Genomic DNA, 24,321 nt, shown 5'->3' with positions numbered 1-24,321 from the left:
TTCGGGATGACTTGTGGCTAGGGGTGAAAGGCCAATCAAACTCGGAAATAGCTGGTTCTCCGCGAAATCTATTTAGGTAGAGCGTCGACCGAATACCCCAGGGGGTAGAGCACTGGATGGGCTAGGGGTCCTCACCGGATTACCAAACCTAACCAAACTCCGAATACCTGGGAGTAATAGTCGGCAGACACACGGCGGGTGCTAACGTCCGTCGTGAAAAGGGAAACAACCCTGACCTACAGCTAAGGTCCCCAAGTTATGGCTAAGTGGGAAAGGATGTGAGGATCCCAAAACAACCAGGATGTTGGCTTAGAAGCAGCCATCATTTAAAGAAAGCGTAACAGCTCACTGGTCTAAATAAGGGTCTTTGCGCCGAAAATGTAACGGGGCTAAAGCCATACACCGAAGCTTAGGGTTTGCAGCAATGCAAGCGGTAGCGGAGCGTTCTGTAAGCTGATGAAGCCATACCCGTGAGGGATGGTGGAGGTATCAGAAGTGCGAATGCTGACATGAGTAACGTAAGGGGAGTGAGAGACTCCCCCGCCGAAAGTCCAAGGGTTCCTGCTTAAAGCTAATCTGAGCAGGGTTAGCCGGCCCCTAAGTCGAGGCAGAAATGCGTAGACGATGGGAACCACGTTAATATTCGTGGGCCTGGAGGAAGTGACGGATCATTGAGGTAGTCCAATCTTATCGGATTGAAAGGGCTGCTGCGTGGTTCCAGGAAATAGCTCCTCCTTATAGACCGTACCCGAAACCGACACTGGTGGACTGGTAGAGTATACCAAGGCGCTTGAGAGAACTATGCTGAAGGAACTCGGCAAATTGCACGCGTAACTTCGGAAGAAGCGTGACCCTTTCATGCGCAAGCATGGGAGGGTGGCACAGACCAGGGGGTAGCGACTGTTTATCAAAAACACAGGGCTCTGCGAAGTCGCAAGACGACGTATAGGGTCTGACGCCTGCCCGGTGCTGGAAGGTTAAGAGGAGGGGTGCAAGCTCTGAATCGAAGCCCCAGTAAACGGCGGCCGTAACTATAACGGTCCTAAGGTAGCGAAATTCCTTGTCGGGTAAGTTCCGACCTGCACGAATGGCGTAACGACTTCCCCGCTGTCTCCAGCATAGACTCAGTGAAATTGAATTCCCCGTGAAGATGCGGGGTTCCTGCGGTTAGACGGAAAGACCCCGTGCACCTTTACTATAGCTTTACATTGGCATTCGTAGTGGCATGTGTAGGATAGGTGGTAGGCTTTGAAACCTGGGCGCCAGCTCAGGTGGAGCCACCCTTGAAATACCACCCTTATCACTATGGATGTCTAACCGCGGCCCGTTATCCGGGTCCGGGACAATGTATGGTGGGTAGTTTGACTGGGGCGGTCGCCTCCTAAAGAGTAACGGAGGCGCGCGATGGTGGGCTCAGAACGGTCGGAAATCGTTCGCTGAGTGCAATGGCATAAGCCTGCCTGACTGCGAGACTGACAAGTCGAGCAGAGACGAAAGTCGGTCATAGTGATCCGGTGGTCCCGCGTGGAAGGGCCATCGCTCAACGGATAAAAGGTACGCCGGGGATAACAGGCTGATGACCCCCAAGAGTCCATATCGACGGGGTTGTTTGGCACCTCGATGTCGACTCATCGCATCCTGGGGCTGGAGCAGGTCCCAAGGGTATGGCTGTTCGCCATTTAAAGCGGTACGTGAGTTGGGTTCAGAACGTCGTGAGACAGTTCGGTCCCTATCTGCCGTGGGTGTAGGAATATTGAAAGGATCTGTCCCTAGTACGAGAGGACCGGGATGGACGGATCTCTGGTGGACCTGTTGTGGCGCCAGCCGCATAGCAGGGTAGCTATATCCGGACGGGATAACCGCTGAAGGCATCTAAGCGGGAAACCCACCTTAAAACGAGTATTCCCTGAGAACCGTGGAAGACGACCACGTTGATAGGCCGGGTGTGGAAGAGCGGCAACGCTTGAAGCTTACCGGTACTAATAGTTCGATCGGCTTGATCGTTCTCATTCCTAATGCCCATTTCTGGCGACAATCCTTGGATTGCGCCGAGATGGATGGCACAGAAAACAGCTTCTCGAGCAACGTGCGTTTTGCCGACCTGGTGGTTATGGCGGAGCGGCTGCACCCGATCCCATTCCGAACTCGGCCGTGAAACGCTCCAGCGCTGATGGTACTTCGTCTCAAGACGCGGGAGAGTAGGTCGCTGCCAGGTCTGCCAAGCGCACGTTGTTTAATCTTCTCCTTACGAACAGGCCCGCCAACGGGACTCCGGGCCGCGCAAGCGGCCCTTTCATTTGGCGGAAGCTTGAATTCGGTGAGCCAAGGCTTACCTTTAGGGTTGACGCGGGGTGGAGCAGCCCGGTAGCTCGTCAGGCTCATAACCTGAAGGTCACAGGTTCAAATCCTGTCCCCGCAACCAAAATACGAAAACGGCCCGCCTTGTGCGGGCCGTTTTCGTATGCACTGAAGTACGGCGACAGGGGACACTTAGCATTCCGCGGCCAATTTTTCGCGTATGTGCTCCGATCCACCTCTCATGCGTCGGGCGAATGGCCGATCGGGATTTACGACGCGCCAAAAGGGCGCGCTGCCGTCTTGACTGATATGCACCAAGTGCCGCCGCACAGTCACCGGGCAGCAGGCGTCTGCTCCGTATTTTGCCGCGAGCTTACGTCGCAACTCTGCAAGGTCCGACAAGTGGGCAGGTCGTGCAGCCCGGAGCTCGTCAGCGACCATTTTCTCCGTTGGGATCAGCACGCTCTGCGTAAGGGTCTTGCCTCTGCGTTTCGTTTTGACCACCGGCAATTCGCTCATAATTCACTTCCAGGAACTCCCCTACAGAAGACGAACAAGGATGCCGCAATCCGACAAGTCTCGGATTGATTTGATTGCCGTGGCCTTATGCCGCCGGGAGTTTTTGTTGGCTCCGTGCTGCCCAACGGAACGGAACTCTACGTCTTCGCCGACGTGGCTCGAGTTGCAGCTCTAACCGGCATCCCGGTTGGTCAAAGCGATGTGGCAGCAGCCGAAACCGTGGCCCGGTGTCCAGGTGACATTGTCGAAGCGTACCCCGGTGGCCTCGAACAGGCCGCGATCGAAGGCGCCGGCGATGCGGCAGAGCGTGGCGAGTTTCTCGTCGTCGACGCCGGCTTCGAGCCAGGCGTCCTTCAGCGGGCAGCGCCTGACCTTGAAGGCGATGCGGTCCGGACCGCGTTCGACGTCGGTCGGATACATGCGACCGCCATCCGGGCTGACGGCCAGGAACGCCTCGCCGATCGCCGGTGCGTCGTTGGGGCCGAAATCGGCGAAGGCCGCCGCCGCAACCTCCCTGCCTCGCCGTTCAATGGTGCGGATCATGATCGCCTCGGCTTTTTCCGCGCCAACTTCCGCGGTCAGTTCGTCGAGCAACAGACGATAGAGATCGGCGCGGTTGCGGAAGGCGGAATCGAGTTCGCGTGACAGTTTTTCGGCTCGGGCTTCGGCGTCGGTCATGATGCGTCCCGTTCGATCCTCGACAGTCTTGGCGCTGCCGCCACCAGCGCCTTGCCGATCGCGGATTGCGGCGCGTCGATGACGGTGCGGGCATCGCCGCTCTCGGCAATCCGCCCGCCGTCCAGAATGGCGATGCGGTGGGCGATGGCACGGACGACGCCGAGATCGTGCGAAATGAACAGATAGGCGATGCGCTCCTCGCGTTGAAGATCAAGCAGCAACTGCAGGATCTGCGAGCGCACCGACACGTCGAGCGCCGACACCGCCTCGTCGAGCACGACCAGCGACGGTTTCGTGGCGATGGCGCGGGCGATTGCAACGCGCTGGCGCTGACCGCCGGAGATTTCGTGAATGGCGCGGCCGGCGAGACCGGCGCTGAGGCCGACGCGTTCCAGCAGAGCGGCGATACGGCGCGGGCGTTCGGCGCGAGAGGCAATGTGATGGATGCGCAAGGGGTCGTCGAGCACACGCGCCACCGTGGCGCGTGGGTTCAGGGCGGCGAGCGGATCCTGAAACACCATCTGCAGACGAGCGCGCCGGTCGCGCAACGCAGCGCCGTTCAACGACAGGAAATCACTGCCTTCAAACTCGATTCGGCCAGCATCGGCTTCGATGAGCCGCAGTATGAGCCGAGCGATCGTCGATTTGCCGCTGCCGGAAGGTCCAGCCAGCGCCAGCGTCTCACCATGCTCGATGTGGAGGGAAACATCGTCGGCCGCGGCGATGATCTTGCCGCCGCTACTGTATCGTTTGGTCAGGCCGGAAACGGCGAGCAGTGGACTGGTCATGTTCGCTGCAGCAGCGGCTCGGCGTCGAGACCGAGATTGGCGTCGAGCAGCGCCCTTGTGTACGCGTGACGCGGCGCACTGATCACCTGCGCCGTCGCACCTAGCTCGAGCAGCTCGCCATGCTGGAATACCGCGATGCGCTCTGCAAGCTCAGCGGCCAGCGCAATGTCGTGGCTGATGAACAGCAGCGTCATGCCGTCCTCGACCACCAGTCGCCGGATCAGCCCGACGATTTCGGCCTGCACGATGGTGTCCAGTGCACTGGTCGCCTCGTCGGCGATCAGCAGTTTCGGCCCGGCCGCGATCGCGGCGGCGATCGCCACGCGCTGCTTCTGGCCGCCGGAGAGCTGATGTGGAAAGGCGCGCAGAGCGGCATCGGGGTCGGGCAGACGGACCCGTTCGAGCAAGGTTTTTGCTCTGGCATAGGCGTGTCGCCAGTCAAGTCCGAGATGGGTGCGCGCGACTTCCGCGATCTGCCTGCCGATTGGCATGACCGGATCGAGAGTGGCGGATGGGTCCTGGAAAACGAAGCCGATATCACGGCCTCCGAGAGGAAGGCTATTGAGAACAAGGAAAGACTGACGGTCTTTCGAATGAGACGATCGAAATTCCGTCATCTGCCACTCGATCGCTCCGCCGCTCTTGGCAGTGGCCGGCAGCAGCCCAGCAATCGCCAGCGCCAACGTGCTCTTGCCCGAGCCGCTCTCGCCGATGATGGCGAGGCGCTCGCCGGCGGCGACATCGAAGCTGATATGTCTCAGCGCCGCCACCTCGGTGCCGTCGCGGCGATAGGTCACCGTCAGATTGCGGATCGAAGCAAGCGCCGTCACGACAGGCTCTTTCTCACCGCCGCGGTCTCGACGACGCCTTCGCCGGCGAGATAGACGCCGAGCACGGTCAGCACGAGTGCTACACCCGGAATCATCGACAGGAAGGGCGCGGTGCGCAGCACGGCGCGGCCTTCGGCGATCATGCCGCCCCAGGTCACGCGATTGGGGTCGCCGAGGCCGAGAAAAGACAATGCCGCTTCGGTGAGAATAGCCGCGGCGACGATCACCGACGACAACGCCAGTACCGGCGGCAGCGCGTTGGGCAGCACCTCGCGAAAGGCGATCTCCAGCGGATGCATGCCGATGACGCGGGCGCCGGCAACAAAATCGCGCTCACGGATCGACAGCACTTCGGCCCGCGCCACGCGTGCCGGTCCGGTCCAGGCGCCCAGCGCGATCGCAGCGACGACGACGCCGAGCGACGGCCCGACGATGCTGACGAAAGCCAAAGCCAGCAGGAAGGATGGGACGGTCTGGAAAGCGTCGGTGATGCGCATCAGTACCTCGTCGACAAGGCCGCCGGCAAAACCGGCCAACGTGCCGATTACGGCGCCGATGGCAAGCGCGGTGGCTGCTGCTGCCAGGCCGACCGCCAGCGAGGTGCGGGCGCCGTGGAAAAGCTCGGCCAGCACGTCACGGCCGAGGCGGTCGGTGCCGAGTGGCAGCGACCAGTCCTGCAACGGCGACAGCAATGCCGGCCCGGCAATGGCCTGCGGATCGCTCGGAAAGAACAAAGGTGCGGCAAGCGCCACGGCAGACAGCGCCGTCAGGATGACCGCGCCGGCGATCGCTTCCGGCGTGCTAAGAAAGCGGCGAAGCGGGCTCACGCGCCGGCCTCACTGGCCCCGACGCGCGGATCGAGGACGGCGTAGGCGATGTCGACGAGAAGGTTGATGATGACGACCAGGACGGCACTGATGAGAATGATGCCGAGCAGCAACGGCGTGTCGCGTGCCGCCACCGCTTCCTGCGCCAGCCGGCCAAGGCCTGGCACGGAAAAGACGCTTTCGATAACGACGCTGCCGCCCAACATTTGCGCGGACTGCAGGCCAAGCATGGTGACCAGCGGCAACAGCGCATTGCGGGCGACGTGAGCGAGCACGATGCGGCGGCGGGAAAGTCCTCTGGCGCGGGCGGCCAGCACAAAATCCTGTCGCCAGACCTCGGTCATGCCGGCGCGCATCATGCGCAGATAGAGCGCGAGATAGATGAAGCCGAGCGCCGAAACCGGCAGGACGAGATGGCGGGCGATATCGGCGGCGCGATCGAGGCCGGTCCGGGCCGAGGCGATACTCTCGATCCCGCCGATCGGAAACCATCGCAGGTCGACGGCAAAGACGATAATCAGCACCAGCCCAAGCCAGAAGCCCGGCACGGCATAGAGCGCCAGCGAACCGATGGACAGAAAGCGATCGCGAAAACTGCCGGGCCTGGCGCCGGCATAGATGCCGAGTGCCGAGCCGAGACCGAAGGAGAGCGCGGTGGCGCTGCCCATCAACAGCAGCGTGTTGGGCAGGCGCTCGAGGATGACGTCGCGGATCGGCCGCGAAAAGGTGACCGATTGGCCGAGATCGAGATGCAGCAGCGCCCAAAGATAATTGGCGAGCCGCGTCAGTTCCGTCTGGTCGAGACCCCAGCGGTGACGCAACAGCTCGATCATCCCGGCGTCGCCGCCGGTCGAGACGATGTAGGCATCGACCGCGTCGCCGGGAGCGGCTTCGAGTAACAGGAAGGTGCCGATGACGACAATCAGCAGCACGAAGATGCTGCCGACGAGACGGCGGCGAACGAGGATGACAGCGCGGGTCATGGCATAACGCCGATAGGAGAGCCAAGTCTTGCGTGCCGCGCTCTACGGCGCCCCCCTCTGTCCTGCCGGACATCTCCCCCACAAGGAGGGAGATTGGCAGCTTCGGCGTTGCCGGCCGTCTTGCAACGGTGGAGATTGGCGAAAGCGACAATGACAGCCGATCTCCCTCCTTGTGGGGGAGATGTCCGGCAGGACAGAGGGGGGCGCGAAAAAGCTCTCATCGTTGAAGCTGAGCACACAAGCGGCGCGCAAGTCTGGAGAGACTTCCTTACCCCTCCAGCCAAGTGTCCGCCCAGTTCGATACCGCCCAGCGCGGATTGTTGGCGATGTTCTTGACCGTATCACGTGCGACGCTGATGAAACTCCATTCGGCGACGTTGATCAGTGGCAGGTCAGCGGCAACTTTTCTCTGGAACTCCTTGTAGAGTCCGGTGCGGGCGGCGGTGTCGAGCGTCTCCGATGCCTTGGCGATCAGGGCATCGAGTTCGGCGTTCTTATAGCCGCCCTGGTTGGAGAAGGGCACGCCGTCTGGAATGCCGCTCTGCACCAGGATGGTGGTCGAGATCGCAGGATCGCCGCGGAACACCGGCGGCCCGACCGCAAGGTCGAAGGCGTGGTCGGTGTAAACAGCCTTGATATGCGCGGCCGAGTCGTTGTTGACCAGCTGAGCGTCGATGCCGACGGCGGCGAGCGCCTGGCGCAGATAGTCGCCGAACTGCTTGGTCTCGTTGAAATAGGGCGCCGGCAGCAGTTTCAGTGAAAAGCGCTTGCCGTCATCGCCTCGGCTGTAGCCGGCCTCGTCCAGCAAGGTGTTGGCCTTGGCGACGTCGAAGGCGTACGTCGGCACGTCGGCGGTGTAGAATTGCGGGTCGTTTTTCGGCACCGGGCCAGTGGCGGTGGCGGCATAGCCGAGAAACACCGTCTTGACGACGAAATCCTTGTCGATGGCGTGAGCGATCGCCTGGCGCACTTTCAGGTCGGCCAGCTCCTTGCGGCGATGGTTGATCTCGACGACGAGCTGGTAGGTCAGCCCTTCGTAGCCTTTGGTGATCACCTTGAGGCCGGGCACTTTGGAGATGCGGTCGAGATCGGCGAGGGGCACGGCGGAGAAGGCGGCGAGCTGGATCTCTTCGGCCTCGAGCGCGCTGGCCGCTGCTGTGCGGTCCGGCAGCACCTGATAGATGATCTCGTCGAGATAGGGCTCGTCCTTGCCCCAATAATCCGTATTCTTCTCCAGCCGGTAATATTCGCCGGGTTTGTATTCGGCGAATTTGAACGGGCCGGTGCCGACCGGGGCGTTGTTGGCCGGGTTGTCCTCGATCTTTCCGGTCTCGTAGATGTGCTTGGGCACCACGCTGCTCAGCGCCGGCAAGGCGTTGCGGATCAGCTGGAACGGTGTCGGCTTGGCGAATTTGAACACGGCGGTGGCTTCGTCCGGCGTGTCGACCGCCTCCAGATCCTTGAACACGGTGCGGCCGAGATTCTGCAGCGGCTTCCAGATATGCAGCGCCGAGAACGCGACATCGCCGGAGGTGAAAGGTTTACCGTCATGCCATTTGACGCCCTCGCGCAGCTTGAACGTCACCGACAGGCCGTCGGCGGCACCTTCCCAGCTGAGCGCCAGGCGCGGATCGAGCCCGTCCTTGCCGTCAAAGGAGGCCTCAGCCAAGGGTTCTACGATCTTGCTCGAAATGAAGAAGACGCCGTTCGAGGCGACGATCGCCGGATTGAGATTGCGCGGCTCGGAATCAGCGGCGACAACCAGTCGTCCGCCCTTTTTCGGCGTCTGCGCCGACCCGATCGTCGGCATCGCGGTGGAGGCCAGCAGCAATGCCGAACCCGCAAGCATCGTACGTCTGGAAATGGTGAACTCTGGCATGATCGAACTCCGTCCTCTCCGCGGACCCGGCCGGGTCCGCCGTACCCCTCGGACGCTCGTAAGCATCCTGCAAAGCTGATTATGGGCCTTGTGCGGGGTTTCGCCAAAGACGGAATTGGCGCATCCTCACGTGGCTTTGAAATTTCCGTCCGTTGGACCAGTTGTATAGAAACGGTTCGATGCGCGGTTCTGGCAGGACCCAGACTGGAGTAAAGTGCAGCAGGTGGACCAGCTTTGGGCCGGTTCGCCCGTTCTGGCTGGACCAGATCGGGCAAAATGATGCAGATTTAAGCATAGCCGAGGTTCAGAGCCGGAAAAGCCGGTGCCGGCGAGCGGCCAGCTAAGGATTTCAGGGAGAGAGACATGAACATTGCCCCAGGCAAAAATGCCGTCGGCGGCGTGCCGTTCGACCAGTCCAGGGTGGACGGGCTGATGGAGGAGGCCGGCATCGACGTGCTGCTCGCCACCTCCAAGCACAACACGCAATATCTGCTTGGTGGGTACAAGTTCATCTTCTTCGCCGCCATGGATGCGATCGGCCACAGCCGTTATCTGCCTGTCGTCGTCTATGAGAAAGGTGGGCCGGAGCATGCCGCCTATATCGGCAACCGCATGGAAGGCGGCGAGCACCAGAACCATCCATTCTGGACGCCGACACTGCATGCCGCCTGCTGGGGCACGCTCGATGCCGCCAATCTGGCGGTCGAGCATTTGCGAAAGATCGGCAAGGGCAATGCCCGCATCGGCATCGAGCCCGCCTTCCTGCCGTCCGACGCCTATATGCTAATCCGTAACGCGCTGCCGGATGCCAAGCTGATCGATGCGACTGATATGCTGGAGCGCATGCGGGCAATCAAAACCGAGGCCGAGTTGGAGAAGCTGCGCATCGCCTCCGAGCTGATCACCGATTCCATGCTGGCGACCATCGGCTGGGCACGCGAAGGCACGACCAAGAGGGAGATCATCGAACAGCTCAGGCGCGAGGAGACCAATCGCGGCGCGCATTTCGAATATTGCCTGTTGACGCTAGGCTCCAGCCACAACCGCGCCGCCTCGCCGCAGGCGTGGAAACGGGGCGAGGTGATGTCGATCGATTCCGGCGGAAACTACCACGGCTATATCGGCGACCTTTGCCGCATGGGCGTGCTGGGCGAGCCTGACGCCGAACTCGAGGATCTGTTGGCCGAGATCGAGACAGTGCAGCAGGCGGCCTTCTCCAGGGTCAAGGCGGGCACGCTGGGCGGTGACATGATTTCTCATGCCGAAGGTGTGCTGAAGAAGTCGAAGGTTGCGCCCTATACCGATTTCTTCGCGCATGGCATGGGGCTGATCACGCATGAAGCGCCGTTCCTGATGACCAACCATCCGGTGACCTATGAAGGCACCTATGCCGCAAAGCCGCTGGAGAAGAACATGGTGCTTTCGGTCGAGACGACCATGCTCCACCCGACGCGCGGCTTCATCAAGCTGGAGGACACGGTGGCGGTCACCGACACAGGGTACGTGATGTTCGGCGACCGGGGCCGGGGCTGGAACAGGGGCGGGGGTTAGGCGCTTCTATCTCAGTTCCCCGCTTGGCGGTAGCAGCCTGAAATCCGGCAGGTCGCGCAACGCCAGTTCCGGCCCGGCCGGCGAGTAAACGACGAAAAGCTGCATCGGCCCGTCGCCGGTATTAAGCGTCGAGTGGAAGCGGCTTTCCGGCACATAGATGGTGCAGCCGGGGCCGACCTTCTCGACGACCGGGTTGCCTTTCTCGTCCTCGACCATCTGCTCGCCATTGCCTGAGATGACGAAGATGATCTCCTCCGCACCCGGATGGTTATGACGCGTATGGCCCTTGCCCGACGGGAGGTCGACGACACCACCGGAAAATCGCTTTGCGCCGTTCACTTCGGGAGCGACCGTCATCGACAGCCTGCCCCAGTCGAAGCCGAAGACGCTGACGTCTTTTGGATATACGAATACCTTGCTGTTGTCGGTCATCGTCCCACCTTCTTTTGCTGGTCTCTACGCAGCGCCGAACGTGACGGCCTTGAAATCCGCCGTCTGCCTGGCGATCGAGGCTTCCGCCGGCAGCCGCTCCATCGAACTGGCGCCATAGAACCCGTGCAGGCCCTTGCAACGCTCGAGAATATATCTGGCGTCGTCCGGCATCGAGATCGGCCCACCATGGCAAAGCAGAATTATGTCCTCGCGCACTGAGCGTGCCGCTTTGGCGATGGCGTCGATCTCGCTGACACAGTCGTCCAGCGATTTAGCCGACGTCGCGCCGATCGAGCCGCCGGTGGTCACCCCCATATGGGCGACGACGATGTCGGCGCCGGCTGTTGTCATGGCGCGCGCCTCGTCTGGGTTGAAGACATAGGGCGTGGTCAACAGGTCGAGTTTGTGAGCCTCGGCGATCATGTCGACTTCGAGCTCGAAGCCCATGCCGGTTTCTTCAAAACTCCGCCGCATCTGGCCGTCGAACAGGCCGATGGTCGGAAAATTCTGCACGCCGGAAAAGCCCATCGTCTTCAACTCGGCCAAAAGCAGCGGCATGATGACGAAGGGATCGGTGCCGTTGACGCCGGCCAGCACCGGCGTCTTCTTCACTACCGGCAGCACTTCGTAGGCCATCTCCTTGACGATCTCGTTGGCGTTGCCATAGGCGAGCAGGCCGGCGGCCGAGCCGCGCCCGGCCATGCGGTAGCGGCCGGAATTGTAGATGATGATCAGGTCGATGCCACCAGCTTCCTCGGCCTTGGCCGACAGGCCGGTGCCGGCACCGCCGCCGACGATCGGCACGCCATCCGCAATCATCATGCGGAATTTCTCCAGGATTTTCTTGCGCGGAATGGCGGCCATGTCTTGGTGTCTCACTGTCTGGCGATGTCGAGGAAGGCCGTTGTGGCGGCCCAGGCGAATTCCGGATCGTTGATGTGCAGCGGCAGGCGCAGCACGCACCGCGTTTTGGCGGGTTTGATGGTACGCTCGATCGCCTCGAACAATGCGGCATCGGCTTCAGGGTCGAAGAAGGCGCCGCCTTCGATGTCGAGCGCCGACACGCCTTTCTCCGGAATGAGGAAACGAACCGGACCCGGGCAGAGGCTCAGCCTTGTACCGATCCATTCGCCGATCGTTCTGCTTTCGTCGGCAGTGGTGCGCATCAGTGTGACGTTTGGATTGTGCTCATAGAACAGCCGGCCGCGATAGCGTTCCGGAATTGTCGGCGGCGCCCAGAAATTGACCATGTCGAGCGCGCCCACCGAGCCGACATAAGGCAGCCCGGTGCGGGCGATGGCACCAAAGCGATCTTCGGTCGCCGGCAGCACGCCGCCAAGCAGCAAGTCGCAGACTTCGGTTGTTGTGATGTCGATGACGCCGGACAACAGGCCGCTGTCGGCCAATTTTTCCATGGTGCGGCCGCCGGTTCCGGTGGCATGAAAGACCATGCAGTCATAGGTCGAACGAAGCTCATCGGCGATCGCGGTCACGCATGGCGTGGTGACGCCGAACATGGTCAGGCCTATCGAGGGTCTGCCGTCGGCCGGCGGCGCCGGCTTTGCCGCCATGCCTGATATCGCCTGGGCGGCATTGTGCAGCACGACACGGGAAAGCCGGTTGAGGCCGGCCATGTCGGTCACCGACGGCATCATGATGATGTCGGAGATGTCGACATAAGGTCCGGTGTCGCCGGAAGCCAAGGTCGAAACCATGATCTTGGGCAGGCCGAGCGGCAGCGTGCGCATGCCTGCGGTGATGATCGAGGTGCCGCCACCGCCGCCGATGCCGACAATCCCGGCAATGTCGCTGCGCGATTGAACAAACCGGGCAAAGGCGGCAGCCATTGCCGCCACAGCGGTGCCGCGATCGTCGACGCCGAGCACGGCATTGCGACCCTCGGAATGGTGGCTGGCGACCTCGTCGGCCGAAATGTCGACCGGCACGGTCGCGCCGCGTGTTCCGATGTCGACACGGGCAATCGAAGCGCCGGTAGCGGCGACCGCATCGTACAGAAATGCGAGTTCCTCGCCCTTGGTGTCGGCGGTGCCCACCACATAGATGCGCTTCATCGCGTTTCCCCGGTCTTGGGCGTGTTCGGCGCTGCCGCCCCTTTGCCTGGCCGTTCGATGGGCGAAGGGCCATTGCAATTTTTTGAGACGCGCGTATCGTATTGACATGGATGTCTCACGTCAACAAGCGACAGTGAACGACGACGCCGGCCAAGGCGCCAGCCCGCGGGCTGAGCGCGGGGCCCGCGCGCGCACCAAGCGGCTGATGCTGGAGACGGCGACAAAGCTGATGCAGGCGGGCGCCACGCCCTCCGTCAGCGAGGTGGCGGAAGCAGCGGAAGTCTCGCGCGCCACCGCTTATCGGTATTTTCCGAGCCAGGCGGCGCTGGTGCAGGCGGTGGTCGACGAAGGGCTCGGGCCGATCCTTACCTGGCAATCGAGCTCTGCCGATCCGGAGCGCCGGGTGGCCGAGCTGTTCGACACCGCCATGCCACGCATCGAGGCCTTCGAAGCGACGTTCAAGGCGGCGCTGAAACTGTCGCTCGACCAGTGGGCACAGCGACAGGCAGGCACGCTGGGCGGCGAACCGGCCTTCACGCGCGGCCATCGCATCGAGCTTTTGAAGGATGCGATCGCGCCACTCAAGGGCCAGTTGCCGCCGCGCGAATTCAAGCGGCTCGCGCAGGCGCTGTCGCTGATCTTCGGCGTTGAGGTGCTGATCGTTTTGAAGGATATATGGGGACTGGATAGCCGCCGCATGATGTCGGTCGCGCAATGGGCGGCCGGCGCTCTGGTGCGCGCGGCGGTGACGGAATCGGTGACTGAATGAGATGGGATCGCGCCGACGTCGGCCGCTAGATAACGTCAATCTGGTTCGACCAGATTTTCAACCTGACTATTCATGCTACTACCGATGCAGCGGTCCAAGCAAGGCATTTATGTATCAAAGAGTAGGAAAATTCAGGGAAAACAGGCAGATATCGCAGAAACCAACTTGTCTGCGTGTCTGTCGCCGTCCAAGAAAGGGCTTGACGTTCCTCTGGAATTGGTAATACCAGATCAGGACAAATAAAGCGGATCAAAAGGGTGAAGGCTAATATCCGTTTCGGTCGAACGAGGAGGCTCAAAAACCGGAACGGTGCCGTCACGGGAGGACTACCAGGGCCGGCCTCGCCGCCGGCCCGCATGACAAGGTAGAATGCGCACAAGGGAGGAAATCATTATGCGCAAGACAATGACCAGCTTGCTTGCTGGTATCGGCCTAGTGCTCGCCTGCGGAACGTCCGTCTACGCGCAGGAAAAGGAACTTACAATCTTCTGGGCGGAATGGGATCCGGCCAATTACCTGCAGGAACTCGGCAACGAGTACGAGAAGGAAACCGGCGTCAAGATCACGGTGGAAACCACACCGTGGCCCGACTTCCAGACCAAGGCCTTCACCGAGTTCAACGCCCATGGCGACGCCTACGATATGGTCGTCGGCGACTCGCAATGGCTCGGTGCCGGCTCGACCGGTGGCCACTATGTCGACCTGACCGACTTCTTCAACAAGCACAAGGTCGGTGAAGTGATGGCACCGGCCACGGTGAAATACTATGCCGAATATCCGGGCGGCAGCAGCAAATACTGGGCCATTCCGCTCGAAGGCGACGCCGTCGGCTGGTCCTATCGCAAGGACTGGTTCGAAGACCCCAAGGAAAAGGAAGCCTTCAAGGCCAAGTATGGCTACGATCTCGACGTGCCGAAGGACTGGAAGGCTTTGCGCGACATCGCCGAATTCTTCCACCGTCCGGACCAGAAGAAATACGGCATAGCCATCTACACCGACAATTCCTACGACGCGATGGCGATGGGCTTCGAAAACGCGCTGTTCTCCTTTGGCGGCGAGTTGGGTGACTATAAGACCTACAAGGTCGATGGCTTCATCAACTCCGACAAGGCGATCGCGGCGCTCGACGCCTACAAGGAACTCTACAAGTTCACGCCCCCGGGCTGGGCCAAGTCGTTCTTCGTCGAGGACAACCAGGCGATCACTGAAAACCTGGCGGCGATGAGCATGAACTACTTCGCGTTCTTCCCCTCGCTGATCAACGAGGCGTCGAACCCGAATGCCAAGAACACCGGTTTCTTCGCCAATCCTCCCGGCCCGAACGGGGACCAGTTCGCCGCACTCGGCGGTCAGGGCATCTCCATCGTTTCCTACTCGCAGAAGCAGGAAGAGGCGACGAAGTTCCTGGAATGGTTCATCAAGGACGAGACCCAGAAGAAGTGGGCAGCGCTCGGCGGCTACACCTGCAGTGCCGCCGTGCTCAAGTCGCCCGAATTCCAGAACGCCACGCCCTACAACAAGGCGTTCTACGAGACCATGTTCAAGGTAAAGGACTTCTGGGCGGTTCCGGAATATGCCGAACTGCTGCAGCAGCTCAATCAGCGCATCTATCCTTACATGATCGGCGGCCAAGGCACCGCCAAGGAGACGCTGGACGCACTGGCAGCCGACTGGAACGCGACCTTCAAGAAATACGGCCGCGGCCAATAAGCATGGAGTTTCACGGAGGAGGCGCTCGTGCCTCCTCCGTTTCTTTTTCTGATTTTTGAAATCTTTCTGATTTCTGAACTGGGAGCAGGGTCTTGGCGACCACAATGATCACCACGCTGGACAGGTCCTCGCGGGCCGCCGCTCGCGGTCTAAGCGACATTTCGATCCGCAATCTCTTCATCATCCCGACGATCCTGTTTCTGATCGTCTTCAACATCTTCCCGCTGATCTATTCGCTGGGCTATTCGTTCACCGATTTCCGGGCCTCGACCAGCGCGGCGGCGAATTTCGTCGGGCTGCAAAACTATCGCGACCTGCTCAGCGATCCCTATGTCTGGTCCAACTTCGCCATCACCGCGAAATACGTCATCATCTCGGTCGCCGGCCAGCTGCTCGTCGGCTTCGGCGTGGCCATGCTGCTCAACCGCGACATTCCGCTCAAGGGCCTGCTGACGACGCTCCTGTTGTTGCCGATGATGCTGTCGATGGCCGTCGTTGGCCTGTTCTGGAAGCTGCTCTACGATCCGTCCTTCGGCATCATCAATTATGCGCTGGGCCTCGGTACCTTCGAATGGCTGTCGAATCCGAAAATGGCGCTCTACGCGGTCGCGCTGACCGACATCTGGATGTGGTCGCCCTTCGTCATGCTGTTGTCGCTGGCCGGCCTGTCGGCCGTGCCCAAGCATCTCTACGAGGCAGCCGCGATTGACAGGGCCGGGCCGTTCTACACCTTCTTCCGCATAACGCTGCCGTTGGTTGCGCCGATCCTGATGATCGCGGTCATCTTCCGCACCATGGAGGCGTTCAAGACCTTCGACCTCGCCTACATCCTGACCAGCCAGCCGACGGCCGAGCTGATCTCGATCCGGCTCTACAAGATGGCGTTCCAGGAATGGCAGACCGGGCGTTCCTGCGCGCTCGCCTACATCGTGCTGATCATGGTGCTGGCGATCACCAACATCTATGTCAAATACCTCAACAAGGTGAAGGAGCGCTGAGATGGCCGCAGTCCGCACTTCTTCCGAAATCACCTTCAACCGGGTCGCCATCGTCGCTGTCCTGCTGGTGACGATCATCTTCCTGGCGCCGATCTACTGGATCGCCTCGACGGCGTTCAAGCCGCGCAACCTCGCCACCACCATTCCACCGACGGTGGTTTTCCAGCCGGAGATATCGCCCTTCGTCAAGTTGTTCACCAAGCGTTCGCAGCTGCGCAGCCCGCCGTCGCCGGAGGAGTATGCGGCTGCGCCGTGGTGGGAGCGCGTCGTCTTCAATGGCGGCGAAAAGATCGTGCGCGACGGCAAGGGCCAGGTTCAGTGGTCGGGCTATCCGAGCCGTTTCATGAATTCGCTGATCGTCGCCATAACCTCGACCGTCCTGGCCGTCGGCATGGGCACCTTCACCGCCTATGGCTTCTCGCGCTTCAAGGTGAAGGGAGAGGCGGATCTGCTCTTCTTCATCCTGTCGACGCGCATGCTGCCGCCGGTGGTCGTCGCCATCCCAATGTTCCTGATGTACCGGGCGGTAGGGCTCAACGATTCCCATGTCGGCCTGATCATTCTCTACACCGCCTTCAACCTGTCCTTCTCGGTCTGGCTGATGAAGGGCTTCATGGACGAAATCCCGAAGGAGTATGAAGAGGCGGCGCTCGTCGACGGCTACACGCGCATGGAGGCCTTCTTCAAGATCGTGCTGCCCGAGGCCGCCACCGGCATCGCCGCCACCGCCGTGTTCTGCTTCATCACGGCGTGGAACGAGTATGCCTTCGCCCTGATCATGACCAGCCGCCGCGCCCAGACGGCACCGCCCTTCATTCCCAGCCAGGTCGGCGCCGGCCTGCCGGACTGGACGGTGATCGCCGCCGGAACCTTCCTGTTCCTGCTGCCGGTCGCGATCTTCACCTTCCTGCTCCGCAACCACCTGCTGCGCGGCATGTCCTTCGGAGCGATCCGCAAATGAGCTTTCGCGACATCAACCAGAAATATCTCGAACCGGGCAGCCAGGTGCTGATGGTGCTCGGCATCATAGCGCTCTGCCAGCCATGGCACATGCTGCTGCACAGCTATGGCGTGACCATCATCCTGATCGGCCTGATTGGCTTCAACATCACCTCCAAGATCGCGCCGGAGGAGAAGGCCGGCACCGGGCAAGGGACAAATCCGGGGGCACAGCATTGACCCAGATCGAGCTTCGCGGCGTCCAGAAATATTTCGGCGCCGTCCAGGTCATCAAGGACCTCAACCTGAAGATCGACGATAACGAGTTCATCGTGCTGCTCGGCCAGTCGGGCTGCGGCAAGACGACGACACTCAGGGCCGTTGCCGGACTGGAGACGATCGACGGCGGCGACATCCTCATCGACGGCAAGCCGGTCCAGCACCTCAAGGCCGCCGACCGCGACATCGCCATGGTCTTCCAATCGTTTTCGCTCTATCCGCATATGAGCGTTTACGAGAACATCGCCTTTCCACTGAGGGCGACGCGCAAGAGCAAGGCCGAGATCGACAGCGAGGTGCGCTCGGTCGCCAAGACGCTGCAGATCGGCGATCTCCTCGCCAAGAAACCGTCGGCGCTGTCCGGCGGCGACATGCAGCGCGTGGCGATCGGCCGGGCCTTGGTGCGGCGGCCGAAGGCGATGCTGATGGACGAGCCGATCGGGGCGCTCGATGCCAAGCTGCGCGAGGAGATGCGGGCCGAGATCAAGCGGCTGCACATCAAGCAGGGTTCGACCAGCATCTACGTCACCCACGACCAGATCGAGGCGATGAGCCTCGCCGACCGCATCGTCATCATGCATGAAGGTGTGCTGCAGCAGGTCGGCTCGCCGGACGAGGTCTATTCGCATCCGGCGAATCTTTTCGTCGCGCAATTTGTCGGCAGCCCGGTGATGAACGTCGCCGACGCTTCGGTGACCGAGAAACCCTCATCGGCCTCGGTCACGGTCGGCGATGCGGCCGCTGGCTTCGAATTCCCGCGCGCCTTGCTGTCGAAGCTCAATGGCCATGCCGGCAGCCAACTCGCGCTCGGCATCCGGCCGGAAGGCGTCCTCGTCCGCCGCGAAGCCGCCGAGGGGTTCCTGCCGGTGGAGACGCAGATCGTCGAGCCGCTCGGGTCCTTCGACATCGTCGACCTCAAGGTCGGCTCCAAGATGCTGCGTGCGCGCACCAAGAGCGGCTTCATCAGCGGCCCCGGCGAAAGGGTCTTCGTCAGAATCGATCCCAGCCAGGCGCATTTCTTCGACACGGCGAGCGGCAAATCGCTGGGAGTGAGACTCTGATGGCCCACATCCAGCTCAAGAACATCTCAAAGAAGTTCGGTAACCACACCGCCTTGACCGGGCTCGATCTCGACATCGCCGATGGCGAGTTCTTCGTCCTGCTTGGCGAGACCGGCGCCGGCAAGACGACGACGCTGCGCATGATTGCCGGCCTGGAAAAACCGAGCGAAGGCCAGGTCTTCATCGATGGCGTCGATGTCGCCGACTGGGGCGCGGCCGAGCGCGACGTGGCGCTGGTGCTGCAGCAATATTCGCTCTATCCGCGCTATACGGTGCGCCAGAACCTCGAATTTCCGCTGAAGCCGAAGATCCGCCGGCTGCCCGATGCCGAGATCAAGGATCGTGTCGACCGCGCGGCCAGGACGCTGCGCATCGAGCATCTGCTCGACCGCAAGACCGACAGGCTTTCAGGCGGCGAGATGCAGCGCGTCTCGATCGGCCGCGCCATCGTGCGCAAGCCGCGGGTATTCCTGATGGACGAGCCGTTGTCGGCGCTCGACGCCAAATTGCGCGAGGCGCTGCGCACCGAATTGAAGAACCTGCAGATGCAGCTTGGCGCCACCTTCCTGTTCGTGACGCACGATCAGATCGAGGCGATGTCGATGGGTGACAAGGTCGGCGTGCTCAACCATGGCCGCATCGTCCAGACCGGCACGCCGTACGAGATCTACAACAATCCGCGCGACACCTACGTGGCAAGCTTCGTCGGCTCGCCGCCGATGAACCTCATCGACGGCAAGCTCGTCAACGGACGCGCGGTGATGGCGCCGCTCAATTTCGAATTGCCGTTTGCGGGGGGTGCCAAGACTTCGGGGGGTGCCAAGACGGGCGCGGCGACCGACGGTCGCCCGCTCGTCTTCGGTATTCGTCCCGAGGACGTCTATCTCGAGACCGGCGCGCCGGTCGAGGCGCGGGTCCACGATGTCGAGAACCATGGCGTCGAGAAGATCCTGACGCTGCGGGTCGGCGACGCCATGCTGCGCGCCACCGTGCCGGCCAGGACCGACGTCCAGATAGAGCAGCCGGTGCGCTTTGCCTGGAACCCGGACAAGGTGGTGCTGTTCGACAAGGGCAGCGGAATAAGCCTGCGTCACGCCGGCTAAGTACAAGCCTCTTTACTGCAGCTTGGGGCGGGATGCGTTCAACGCGAACCGTGTTTCCTGCTCCATCTATGTGTTTTAGCCGCATTTGTGCGACGCTGCGTGATTCCATTTGGTGCGAAATGCTCGAGTCTTCCCGTCATCTCCCCCGTGCGGGGGATGCGGATGCGCCGATTTGTCGAATAGGCTGATCCTTTGGTCCCAAACGGGCTTTGCAAGCGCAATTTGGAGACCCGAAATGGAGGGTTGGCTATGGGAAATCTGTTCCGCACATTTGCGACGATCCTGGTTGTCGCCGGTATGGGATTGTTGGCGGCGCATCTGGGCGAGGCGCAGGCAGCCAAGAAAGTCGTCGCCGGTGCGAAGGTCGACGCCAAGAAGATCAAGGGCCTCAACGGCACGGTCAATCTGTCCACCAGCGACTGCAAACTGTTGTTGAGCGGCACCGTCGTCGAAGTCTCGGATGGCAGGTGCGGGGCCTCCGGCAAATATTGCAAGAGCAGTGCCGGCTCGGCCTGTATCACCGAGCAATAAGCCGGCCAACGTTTAGCCGGCCTAGCGGATCTCCGCCTGTTCCTCGGCCCGGAAATGGCTGGGCGGCGATCCGATGACCCGTTTGAAGGCGCGGCTGAAGGAGGCGTCGGATTCGTAGCCGAGGCGCGCCGCCACGACGGAAATCTTGAGCCGGTCGCGGACCAGCCATTGCCGCGCCTGGTGCATCCGCACCTGCGTGACGTACTTTGCCGGTGTTTCGCCGACAATGGTGGCGAAGCGATCGGCGAAACCCGATCGCGAGGCACCCATCATCTTCGCCAGAGCCTCCACCGTCCAGTCACGGTTCGGTTCCAGGTGGATCGCGGCCAGCACCCGGCCGATCTCGCGATCCCTGACCGCCGCGATCCATCCGGAAGAGTCGCCGCAGCCGCGCTCGACCCATGAGCGGATGACGGTCGCGGCAAGCACATCGGCCAGCCGCGCCAGGATGCCGCCGGAGCCGACGCGCTCCATCGTCACCTCGCGGGCCATCGCTTCCAGCAAATGTGGGATACCTGGTTCATAGGCTTCCAACTCATGTGCGCGCATCACGTCCGGCATCATGCCGAGCAAGGGGTGCAAGCCATCGAGATTAAAATACATGCTGCCGAAAAACAGCAAGGTCCCCGGACGGCAGCCGGGCACGCCGTCATTCGACATGCAATAGACATTCTTGCAGATTTCCTCGACCTCATAGCCGTGGATCGGCGCCGCCTCGACACCCGGCTCGCTCGCCAGCGTGTGAGCTGAGCCGCGCGGCAACAAGGCAGCGTCGCCCGCCTTGAGCTCGACCCATTCGCCGGACGGCTGCAGCAACCAGCAGCCTTTGCGGCCGATGAAATGAAACCGTGCCGCCGCCTGAGCCGGAAAATGGATGCCCCAAGGCTCCTTCATCTCGCAACGGCCGTAATCGACGCCTTCGAGGCGCAATCCACGCAGTATGTCCGTCAGCGGATCGCCGGTTACGGGGATTTTGGACGAACGGTCAAACATGATGGTGTTTCTAGCATGGAAACTCCAGCTGGTCACTCCTTATGTTGCATCGCAGTCAAATGCTGCGCTGCAACAGACCGGAGATCCCTCATGACCGAACCCGCGACAGGCGTCATGGACGCCGTTCTCGATCCATCGGAAACTGGCGAACGATCCGAGCCCGCATGGGGGGCGGTGGTCTCCCTGGCGCTCGGAGTCTTCGGCCTGGTGACCGCAGAATTTCTGCCGGCCAGCCTGTTGACGCCGCTTGCGCAGGATCTCGGCATCACCGAAGGCGCCGCCGGGCAGGCGGTAACGGCAACGGCCGTCATTGGCGCGATTGCGGCGCCGACCATGGCTATTGTCACCAAGCGGCTGGACCGCAGGCTGGTCATGTGGGCGCTGACGGTGCTGCTTGTGCTGTCAAACCTGGTGGCCGCGTTTGCGTCGTCGCTTCCCGTTCTTCTGATCGCCCGCATCATGCTCGGGATCAGTCTCGGCGGCTTCTGGTCGATGTCGGCGGCCATGGCGATGCGGCTCGTTCCGATGCGGTTGATGCCGCGCGCCATGTCGATCATCCTCACCGGCGTTTCGGTGGCGACGGTCTGTGCTGCTCCGGTCGGCGCCTATGTCGGCGACATCTGGGGATGGCGGACGGCGTTCATGATCGCCGCCGTGGTCGGCGCGCTGGCGCTTCTGGTGCAGGTGGCTACCATCCCGCGACTGCCGCCGGCAGGTACGGCAGGTTTTCGCACGCTGCTGGAGGTGATGAAGCGGCCGATGATCAGAGTAGCGCTGCTGGTGGTGCTGCTGGTCGCCTCGGGACACTTTGCCGGCTTCACCTATGTCCGCCCGTTTCTCGAGAAGGTGCCCGCGCTGGACATCGAGACGATCTCGCTTGTGCTGCTCGCCTACGGCATTGGTGGCTTTTTCGGCAATTTTGCCGGCGGCTTCATTGCCGAACGCAGCCTCAAGGCAGCCGTCAGCCTGGCGCCTCTGCTGATCGCGTTTTCGGCGCTCTTGCTGCTGGTCGTCGGAGGCTCACCCGTGGTGGCTGCAATAGCAGTGGCTAGCTGGGGCTTTGCGTTCGGCGCCGTCCCAGTCGGGCTGCAGACCTGGCTGGTGCGGGCCGCCCCCGATCAGGCCGAAAGCGCCGGCGGGCTCATGGTTATGACGTTCCAGGTCGCCATCGCGTTGGGCGCCGTCTTCGGCGGCCTGCTGGTCGACAATGCCGGCGTTGCCAGCGCCTTCGCCTATTGCGCGGCGGCGACATTGCTTGCGGCACTGGCGGCGTTCTTCCTTGGCCCCAAGCCGATCGACGATCCCAAGGCCTAGACGGAACGGCCGTCGAAGTCGAAGACCGGCACGGCGGCGACGTCCAACGCCTCGATACAATGAATATTGATATAGGCACTTCGCCCGCTCCCTTCGCCGACATCCTCGGCGAAGGGGTGAATGCCGCAGCTGCGGCAGAAGCGGTGCGCGATGACATGGTTGCCGAAGCTGTAGCGGCCGAGATCATCGCCCCAGGCAAGCACCCGCATACTCTCATGCGGCACTGCCCATAGCAGTGCACCCTTGCGCGAGCAGATCGAGCAATTGCACCGTACGGCTCCGGTCAGCTCGCCTTCGACCTCGAACGCGACCTTGCCGCAGTGGCAGCTGCCTTGGTAGAACATCGGGCCTTCCTCCTTCGGTTCGACAGGTGCAAATCCGACCGTGCCGGGCTATGTCTCCTGCGGCCAGTTTCCGGCTGCTACCTTAAGACGTCGCAAGCGTGCGGAGTCCGACACCGAAAATGCAATCAGCCCGTGATCGCCTCGAAGCAATTCTTTCGCGTCTTGCCGCTCGCGTCGACGATGAAAGCGTTTTCGTGAAGCTCTACCCGGAAGCCGCACGGGCGGCGGCCGACGCCGCCGATGCGCGGCGAAAAGCCGGCGTCACGCTCGGGCCGCTCGATGGGGCGATCGTCTCGATCAAGGATCTGTTCGATGTCGCTGGCGAGCCGACCACGGCGGGCTCCCTGCTGCTCGCCACCGCAGCGCCGGCGCTGCGGGATGCCATTGTCGTGCGACGGCTGCGTCAGGCCGGTGCAGTCATCCTCGGCAAGACCAACATGACCGAGTTCGCCTTCACCGCGATCGGCGTCAATCCGCATTACGGCACCCCCGGCAATGCAAGCGATGCCACCCGTATTCCGGGCGGCTCGTCCTCAGGCGCCGCCGTTTCGGTCGGCGAAGGCACCAGCCAAATCTCTATCGGTTCCGATACGGGTGGTTCGGTGCGCATTCCGGCATCGCTGAATGGCGTCGTCGGTTTCAAGCCGACCGCGCGGCGCGTGCCGCTCGCGGGTGCGTTTCCGCTGTCGGCCACGCTGGACTCGATCGGTCCGCTGGCCCGCACCGTCGCCGAATGTGCGGCGGCCGATGCAGTGATGTCGGGCGAAAACCTGGCAGCACTGTTGCCGCTTCCGCTGGACGGCCTGCGCATCGGTATTGCGCGCGGCGTGCTGTTCGATGATACGCAGGAAGAGGTCGCGACGACATTCGACTGGTGTCTTCGCAAGATGGAGCTTAGCGGCGCACGGCTTGCGGAACTGTCGATCGACGACCTGCTTGCCGAGTTGCGCGCGGCAACCAAGCGCGCCTCAATCGCGGCGATGGAAGGGGCGGAGATCCATGCCGACTGGCTGGCGACGGGAGCGGCGACGCCGGTCGACCCGCGGGTAAGCGGACCATTGTCGCGCGCCGCCGCCATTCCGGCCCCGGTCTATATCAGGGCAATGCGCCGTCGCGCAGCACTTGCCGCCGCAATGGATGAGCGGCTGGCAGGGGTAGACGTACTGGCCCTGCCGACCACGCCGGTGACGGCGCCGACGATAGTCTCGATGACCGGCGACGAGGCCCTCTGCAACAGGATCGAGGGTCTTCTGCTGCGCAACACGCAGGTCGCCAACCAGTTCGATCTGTCAGCAATCTCGCTGCCCATGCCGGGAAAGGCGCGCCCGGCCGGGCTGATGCTGGTGGCGCGCAATGGTCATGACCACCACCTGCTGCGCATCGCAGCCGGCGTGGAGGCGCTGCTTGCAAATTGATCCGACAG

Annotated in this window: 22 protein-coding genes, 1 tRNA gene and 2 rRNA genes (1 of these 25 cut by a window edge); 14 read left to right on the top strand and 11 right to left on the bottom strand. The window is 62.1% G+C overall.

Annotation, left to right across the window (positions count from 1 at the left end; all coding sequences use genetic code 11):
* From NKH17_RS05290 to NKH17_RS05280, 3 genes are all read left to right on the top strand, one after another.
* A 23S ribosomal RNA gene (locus NKH17_RS05290) occupies window positions 1-2,004 on the top strand; it begins 803 nt to the left of the window's first position.
* Window positions 2,005-2,100: 96 nt separating this feature from the next.
* Window positions 2,101-2,215, top strand: a 5S ribosomal RNA gene (rrf, locus tag NKH17_RS05285).
* Between the two features lie 130 nt (window positions 2,216-2,345).
* Window positions 2,346-2,422: transfer RNA gene (locus tag NKH17_RS05280), tRNA-Met, on the top strand.
* 566 nt (window positions 2,423-2,988) lie between these two features.
* Here the strand turns inward: NKH17_RS05280 and NKH17_RS05275 are convergent.
* The 6 genes from NKH17_RS05275 to NKH17_RS05250 all read right to left on the bottom strand — a co-directional run bounded on the left by NKH17_RS05275 (window position 2,989) and on the right by NKH17_RS05250 (window position 8,802).
* Window positions 2,989-3,495 (bottom strand): L-2-amino-thiazoline-4-carboxylic acid hydrolase, encoded by a 507-nt coding sequence (locus NKH17_RS05275; RefSeq protein WP_254816721.1) that lies wholly within the window; start codon window positions 3,493-3,495, stop codon window positions 2,989-2,991.
* Window positions 3,492-4,283 carry an ATP-binding cassette domain-containing protein gene (locus NKH17_RS05270; RefSeq protein ID WP_352897572.1) on the bottom strand — a complete coding sequence of 264 codons (792 nt, stop codon included), beginning with the start codon at window positions 4,281-4,283 and terminating at the stop codon, window positions 3,492-3,494. The genes NKH17_RS05275 and NKH17_RS05270 overlap by 4 nt, the downstream gene beginning before the upstream one ends.
* Window positions 4,280-5,113: an ABC transporter ATP-binding protein gene (locus NKH17_RS05265; protein WP_352897570.1), complete on the bottom strand. Its 834-nt coding sequence runs from the start codon at window positions 5,111-5,113 to the stop codon at window positions 4,280-4,282. The genes NKH17_RS05270 and NKH17_RS05265 overlap by 4 nt, the downstream gene beginning before the upstream one ends.
* On the bottom strand, window positions 5,110-5,940 hold the full coding sequence (locus tag NKH17_RS05260) for an ABC transporter permease (protein ID WP_352897568.1): 831 nt from the start codon (window positions 5,938-5,940) through the stop codon (window positions 5,110-5,112). The genes NKH17_RS05265 and NKH17_RS05260 overlap by 4 nt, the downstream gene beginning before the upstream one ends.
* The gene (locus tag NKH17_RS05255) at window positions 5,937-6,923 is read right to left on the bottom strand and encodes an ABC transporter permease (protein ID WP_352897566.1); all 987 of its coding nucleotides are present in this window, start codon (window positions 6,921-6,923) and stop codon (window positions 5,937-5,939) included. Before NKH17_RS05255 ends, NKH17_RS05260 begins: the two co-directional genes overlap by 4 nt.
* A 268-nt stretch (window positions 6,924-7,191) precedes the next feature.
* A complete protein-coding gene (locus NKH17_RS05250; protein ID WP_352476329.1) occupies window positions 7,192-8,802 on the bottom strand; it encodes an ABC transporter substrate-binding protein in 1,611 nt (536 codons plus the stop codon).
* A gap of 363 nt (window positions 8,803-9,165) precedes the next feature.
* Between NKH17_RS05250 and NKH17_RS05245 the strand changes: the two genes are divergently transcribed.
* Window positions 9,166-10,353, top strand: coding sequence for a M24 family metallopeptidase (locus NKH17_RS05245; RefSeq protein ID WP_254816727.1), 1,188 nt, complete (start codon window positions 9,166-9,168; stop codon window positions 10,351-10,353).
* A 6-nt stretch (window positions 10,354-10,359) separates the two neighbouring features.
* On the opposite strand, the gene NKH17_RS05240 is transcribed toward NKH17_RS05245, so the two are convergent.
* Genes NKH17_RS05240 through NKH17_RS05230 form a run of 3 tightly spaced genes read right to left on the bottom strand, consistent with a single transcriptional unit; the run spans window position 10,360 to window position 12,857 of the window.
* Entirely contained in the window at window positions 10,360-10,785 is a 426-nt protein-coding gene (locus tag NKH17_RS05240) for a cupin domain-containing protein (protein WP_352476331.1), read from the bottom strand.
* 24 nt (window positions 10,786-10,809) lie between these two features.
* Window positions 10,810-11,649, bottom strand: a complete 840-nt coding sequence (locus NKH17_RS05235) for a phosphoenolpyruvate hydrolase family protein (protein ID WP_254816729.1) — start codon at window positions 11,647-11,649, stop codon at window positions 10,810-10,812.
* Between the two features lie 11 nt (window positions 11,650-11,660).
* Window positions 11,661-12,857: a Tm-1-like ATP-binding domain-containing protein gene (locus tag NKH17_RS05230; protein WP_352802243.1), complete on the bottom strand. Its 1,197-nt coding sequence runs from the start codon at window positions 12,855-12,857 to the stop codon at window positions 11,661-11,663.
* A gap of 106 nt (window positions 12,858-12,963) precedes the next feature.
* On the opposite strand from NKH17_RS05230, the gene NKH17_RS05225 reads away from it, so the two are divergent.
* From NKH17_RS05225 to NKH17_RS05190, 8 genes are all read left to right on the top strand, one after another.
* Window positions 12,964-13,626 (top strand): TetR/AcrR family transcriptional regulator, encoded by a 663-nt coding sequence (locus NKH17_RS05225; protein ID WP_352802241.1) that lies wholly within the window; start codon window positions 12,964-12,966, stop codon window positions 13,624-13,626.
* Between the two features lie 393 nt (window positions 13,627-14,019).
* On the top strand, window positions 14,020-15,336 hold the full coding sequence (locus NKH17_RS05220) for an ABC transporter substrate-binding protein (protein WP_352476334.1): 1,317 nt from the start codon (window positions 14,020-14,022) through the stop codon (window positions 15,334-15,336).
* A 92-nt stretch (window positions 15,337-15,428) separates the two neighbouring features.
* Window positions 15,429-16,334, top strand: a complete 906-nt coding sequence (locus tag NKH17_RS05215) for a carbohydrate ABC transporter permease (protein ID WP_254816733.1) — start codon at window positions 15,429-15,431, stop codon at window positions 16,332-16,334.
* A gap of 1 nt (window position 16,335) precedes the next feature.
* Complete coding sequence (locus tag NKH17_RS05210; protein ID WP_023722316.1) at window positions 16,336-17,295, top strand: carbohydrate ABC transporter permease; 960 nt, start codon at window positions 16,336-16,338, stop codon at window positions 17,293-17,295.
* Complete coding sequence (locus NKH17_RS05205; RefSeq protein WP_254816734.1) at window positions 17,292-17,513, top strand: hypothetical protein; 222 nt, start codon at window positions 17,292-17,294, stop codon at window positions 17,511-17,513. The genes NKH17_RS05210 and NKH17_RS05205 overlap by 4 nt, the downstream gene beginning before the upstream one ends.
* Window positions 17,510-18,613 carry an ABC transporter ATP-binding protein gene (locus tag NKH17_RS05200; RefSeq protein ID WP_352802238.1) on the top strand — a complete coding sequence of 368 codons (1,104 nt, stop codon included), beginning with the start codon at window positions 17,510-17,512 and terminating at the stop codon, window positions 18,611-18,613. Before NKH17_RS05205 ends, NKH17_RS05200 begins: the two co-directional genes overlap by 4 nt.
* Window positions 18,613-19,716, top strand: a complete 1,104-nt coding sequence (locus NKH17_RS05195; protein WP_023675181.1) for an ABC transporter ATP-binding protein — start codon at window positions 18,613-18,615, stop codon at window positions 19,714-19,716. The genes NKH17_RS05200 and NKH17_RS05195 overlap by 1 nt, the downstream gene beginning before the upstream one ends.
* Before the next feature lie 249 nt (window positions 19,717-19,965).
* Window positions 19,966-20,247, top strand: a complete 282-nt coding sequence (locus tag NKH17_RS05190) for a hypothetical protein (RefSeq protein ID WP_352476338.1) — start codon at window positions 19,966-19,968, stop codon at window positions 20,245-20,247.
* Window positions 20,248-20,268: 21 nt separating this feature from the next.
* Here NKH17_RS05190 and NKH17_RS05185 read toward each other — a convergent pair whose 3' ends face one another.
* Complete coding sequence (locus NKH17_RS05185) at window positions 20,269-21,240, bottom strand: AraC family transcriptional regulator (protein WP_352476339.1); 972 nt, start codon at window positions 21,238-21,240, stop codon at window positions 20,269-20,271.
* 90 nt (window positions 21,241-21,330) lie between these two features.
* Here NKH17_RS05185 and NKH17_RS05180 point away from each other — a divergent pair, with 90 nt between their 5' ends.
* Window positions 21,331-22,554, top strand: a complete 1,224-nt coding sequence (locus tag NKH17_RS05180; protein ID WP_352476340.1) for an MFS transporter — start codon at window positions 21,331-21,333, stop codon at window positions 22,552-22,554.
* On the opposite strand, the gene NKH17_RS05175 is transcribed toward NKH17_RS05180, so the two are convergent.
* Entirely contained in the window at window positions 22,551-22,898 is a 348-nt protein-coding gene (locus tag NKH17_RS05175) for a GFA family protein (RefSeq protein ID WP_352476341.1), read from the bottom strand. The two genes, NKH17_RS05180 and NKH17_RS05175, sit on opposite strands and share 4 nt — an antisense overlap.
* A gap of 119 nt (window positions 22,899-23,017) precedes the next feature.
* Between NKH17_RS05175 and NKH17_RS05170 the strand changes: the two genes are divergently transcribed.
* Window positions 23,018-24,313: an amidase gene (locus tag NKH17_RS05170; protein WP_352897558.1), complete on the top strand. Its 1,296-nt coding sequence runs from the start codon at window positions 23,018-23,020 to the stop codon at window positions 24,311-24,313.
* Window positions 24,314-24,321 lie beyond the last annotated feature (8 nt).

Origin of the sequence: Mesorhizobium sp. M1334 (genome assembly GCF_040317995.1) — a bacterium.
Lineage (GTDB): Bacteria > Pseudomonadota > Alphaproteobacteria > Rhizobiales > Rhizobiaceae > Mesorhizobium.
Note: the sequence above shows the minus strand (reverse complement) of the source record. Positions and strands in the feature narration are given on the sequence as shown.

Coding starts and splice junctions, on each gene's coding strand:
- NKH17_RS05275 (WP_254816721.1), bottom strand. CDS start 3,495: ATGACCGACGCCGAAGCCCGAGCCGAAAAACTGTCACGCGAACTCGAT.
- NKH17_RS05270 (WP_352897572.1), bottom strand. CDS start 4,283: ATGACCAGTCCACTGCTCGCCGTTTCCGGCCTGACCAAACGATACAGT.
- NKH17_RS05255 (WP_352897566.1), bottom strand. CDS start 6,923: ATGACCCGCGCTGTCATCCTCGTTCGCCGCCGTCTCGTCGGCAGCATC.
- NKH17_RS05250 (WP_352476329.1), bottom strand. CDS start 8,802: ATGCCAGAGTTCACCATTTCCAGACGTACGATGCTTGCGGGTTCGGCA.
- NKH17_RS05245 (WP_254816727.1), top strand. CDS start 9,166: ATGAACATTGCCCCAGGCAAAAATGCCGTCGGCGGCGTGCCGTTCGAC.
- NKH17_RS05240 (WP_352476331.1), bottom strand. CDS start 10,785: ATGACCGACAACAGCAAGGTATTCGTATATCCAAAAGACGTCAGCGTC.
- NKH17_RS05235 (WP_254816729.1), bottom strand. CDS start 11,649: ATGGCCGCCATTCCGCGCAAGAAAATCCTGGAGAAATTCCGCATGATG.
- NKH17_RS05230 (WP_352802243.1), bottom strand. CDS start 12,857: ATGAAGCGCATCTATGTGGTGGGCACCGCCGACACCAAGGGCGAGGAA.
- NKH17_RS05225 (WP_352802241.1), top strand. CDS start 12,964: ATGGATGTCTCACGTCAACAAGCGACAGTGAACGACGACGCCGGCCAA.
- NKH17_RS05220 (WP_352476334.1), top strand. CDS start 14,020: ATGCGCAAGACAATGACCAGCTTGCTTGCTGGTATCGGCCTAGTGCTC.
- NKH17_RS05210 (WP_023722316.1), top strand. CDS start 16,336: ATGGCCGCAGTCCGCACTTCTTCCGAAATCACCTTCAACCGGGTCGCC.
- NKH17_RS05205 (WP_254816734.1), top strand. CDS start 17,292: ATGAGCTTTCGCGACATCAACCAGAAATATCTCGAACCGGGCAGCCAG.
- NKH17_RS05195 (WP_023675181.1), top strand. CDS start 18,613: ATGGCCCACATCCAGCTCAAGAACATCTCAAAGAAGTTCGGTAACCAC.
- NKH17_RS05190 (WP_352476338.1), top strand. CDS start 19,966: ATGGGAAATCTGTTCCGCACATTTGCGACGATCCTGGTTGTCGCCGGT.
- NKH17_RS05185 (WP_352476339.1), bottom strand. CDS start 21,240: ATGTTTGACCGTTCGTCCAAAATCCCCGTAACCGGCGATCCGCTGACG.
- NKH17_RS05180 (WP_352476340.1), top strand. CDS start 21,331: ATGACCGAACCCGCGACAGGCGTCATGGACGCCGTTCTCGATCCATCG.
- NKH17_RS05175 (WP_352476341.1), bottom strand. CDS start 22,898: ATGTTCTACCAAGGCAGCTGCCACTGCGGCAAGGTCGCGTTCGAGGTC.
- NKH17_RS05170 (WP_352897558.1), top strand. CDS start 23,018: ATGCAATCAGCCCGTGATCGCCTCGAAGCAATTCTTTCGCGTCTTGCC.